This is a genomic window from Streptomyces ureilyticus (genome assembly GCF_011045025.1).
GTDB lineage: Bacteria > Actinomycetota > Actinomycetes > Streptomycetales > Streptomycetaceae > Streptomyces > Streptomyces ureilyticus.
Genome location: NZ_JAAKZX010000427.1, coordinates 1 through 2,365, shown reverse-complemented (window position 1 = coordinate 2,365; position 2,365 = coordinate 1). Strand labels below are relative to the sequence as shown.

General features: G+C 70.7%; 3 protein-coding genes and 1 pseudogene. 2 read left to right on the top strand and 2 right to left on the bottom strand.

The window, feature by feature from the left end; translation table 11 throughout:
• Positions 1–214: pseudogene (locus G6048_RS47815) on the bottom strand (hypothetical protein); the annotation flags it as partial.
• A gap of 309 nt (positions 215–523) precedes the next feature.
• Between G6048_RS47815 and G6048_RS47810 the strand changes: the two are divergent.
• Entirely contained in the window at positions 524–1,099 is a 576-nt protein-coding gene (locus tag G6048_RS47810) for a dihydrofolate reductase family protein (RefSeq protein WP_165345856.1), read from the top strand.
• Here G6048_RS47810 and G6048_RS47805 read toward each other — a convergent pair.
• Positions 1,089–1,811, bottom strand: coding sequence for a helix-turn-helix domain-containing protein (locus tag G6048_RS47805; RefSeq protein WP_165345855.1), 723 nt, complete (start codon positions 1,809–1,811; stop codon positions 1,089–1,091). The two genes, G6048_RS47810 and G6048_RS47805, sit on opposite strands and share 11 nt — an antisense overlap.
• A gap of 178 nt (positions 1,812–1,989) precedes the next feature.
• Here G6048_RS47805 and G6048_RS49065 point away from each other — a divergent pair.
• Positions 1,990–2,365: hypothetical protein (locus G6048_RS49065; RefSeq protein WP_206343033.1), on the top strand; the 376-nt coding region annotated here is incomplete at its 3' end.

Genomic DNA, 2,365 nt, shown 5'->3' with positions numbered 1-2,365 from the left:
GCACGTTCCCGATCCGCACCCGCGCCGCGAGATCTGCTCCGGCCAGCGCGCCCAGGTGGGAGCCCACCGCGCGAAGTGCCTCCTCGTCGGCGGGCGAGAGGTGCAGCCGGGTGCGGATACGGCATCCAGAACGCGGGGCGACCACGAACGGGCCGGTCAACTCCCGGAACGGGCGCGGCTCCCGCTGCTTCGCTCCCCGCGCCCGCTTGCCCATCGCCGTGCACCCCCGCTCGCCTGTGATGATCTCGACGGGCTGAAGCTAACCCTCGCGCCTACACCCCGGGAAGCACATGCCAGCGATTGGCGAACAACTGCTCCCCTCTGCACGGGAAGGGCAGAAGATGATCGTCGACTGGATCATTCGGGACCGACCGCACCCCTCCGCCCTGCCCGAAATGACCAACACTGGCCTACATGTCCGGGGACTGCTTTCAACCCGCTGTCGTTTCCGTCCAAGACGGCCGCCGCGGCCGCGATCTAGCGTGGGGCCCAGCAGCTCGCCCGATCATGAGGAGACAGCACCATGCGTGACCTGGTCTACACCGGTTTCATGTCGCTCGACGGCGTCGTGGACTCGCCCGGCGGGACGGAGGAGGGGCACCGCAGCGGCGGCTGGGTGTTCAAGGACCTCGAGTTCGTCCCGGAAGCCTGGTCGCTGAAGGGCGAGGAGCTCGCCGACACGACGGCGTTGATGTTCGGCCGCCGCAGTTACGAGGCGTTCGCGTCGGTCTGGCCCGGCTCGGAGGACCACGCCAACTACAAGGATCTGCCCAAGTATGTGGTGTCGACCACGCTGTCCGACGATGCCCTCGTCGACGGGTGGGGGCCGACGACCATCCTGCGCTCGACCGAGGACGTCGCCGCGCTCAAGGAGGGCGAGGGCGGCGCGATCTTCATCCACGGGAGCGCGGAGCTGGCCCGGCGACTGTCGGACGCGGGCCTCATCGACCAGTACAACCTGCTCGTCTTCCCCGTGCTGCTCGGTGCTGGGAAGAGCCTGTTCGGCCGGTCCGACCGCGACAAGCAGATGCTGACGCTGCGGGAGTGGGAGAGCTACTCGAACGGGATCCAGAAGCTGGTCTACGACGTCAAGCGCTGACCCACGTCGAGGGCGACTGACCCAGATCGAGGGCGATCGCCCCGCCGCCGCCCTCGCGCAGCTGCCCGGCGGTGCGTCCAACGTAGGAGCGCAGCGCCCGGGCCAGGTGCGGCTCGTCGAAGTAGTCGAGCTTGGCGACGACTTCGGCGGCCGGGTCGCCGGCCGCCAGCAGCTCCGCCGCCGTGCGGGCCCGCTCGATCTGCCGTACGGCGCCCCGCGTCAGCCCGGTCGCGGCGCGGAACCGGCGTTCGACCGTGCGCCCCGAGACGGCCGGGTGGTGCCCATGCAGCACCTCGGCGACGAGCGGGTCACGGACCACGATCCCGGCCCGGACGAGACGCTCGACCAGGGCCTCGGCGTCATCGGGGCCGGGCGTCTCCCAGCGCGCGCCGTCCAGCCGGAACGTGCGGCGCGTGGTGTCGGGCAGCTCGACGCCGCCGTCGACCAGCGCCGGCGTGGGCACGACCCGCAACGAGGTGCCCACGGCGAACTCGATACCCGTGAAGGCCGCGCCCTCCGGCACAGGCGCCGTGCCGGTCCGGGTCTCGGGGCCGGTGATGCCCGCGTACGCCCGGCCGTCCTGCTTCCAGAACACCAGGCCCCAGCGCACCGCTGCGACGGATGTCATCGCCGTGACCTGCTCGCTCGTGCAGGTCCACACGGTGTCGACCCACGGAGAGTCCGACTGGCGCGTCTCGAAGCGCAGTTCCACGGGCGCAGAATACGCCGCGCCGTGCAGCCGACGGTCGCTCCGGGCGAGAACGAGGACGTCGCTGAACCACAATCCCTGGGCTCCTGTCTATTCGCACAGCAGGTCGTGGCATGGCTCGTCCGAGGGGTGCGCGACGTATCCCGATTGCCCGCAGGTCTGCCTGCACAGTCTTGAAGACATGACTGAGTGGGGGATCGCGTCGGCCCGGAGGGGACTGACGCGAGTGAGCGTCGCCGCCGTTGTCGTGCTGGGCTCGGTTGCCCTCACGAGTGGTGCGGTGCGGGCGGAGTCGGCCGACACGGACAACCCGCCGCCCCACGGTGTACGTGTCGAACTGACGGCGTGGCCCGCGCCTGGATGCCGTGGGATCGTCGTCGACACCGAGGGCAGCCACTCCCTCGTGACCGTGGGGTGTGACGCCTGCCCGCACTCGTACGTGGCCGTGACAGCGCGCACGGCGCCCCAGCTGCAGTTGGGCCTCGTGTGGAAGCGATCGTGCGAGAGGCCGCCCGCCACGCCGCCCGCGACGCCCCCACCTACTCCGCGTCCTGAGC

Bases quoted from the DNA above. Each gene is read 5' to 3' on its own strand.
- G6048_RS47810 (WP_165345856.1), top strand. From the start codon at position 524: ATGCGTGACCTGGTCTACACCGGTTTCATGTCGCTCGACGGCGTCGTG.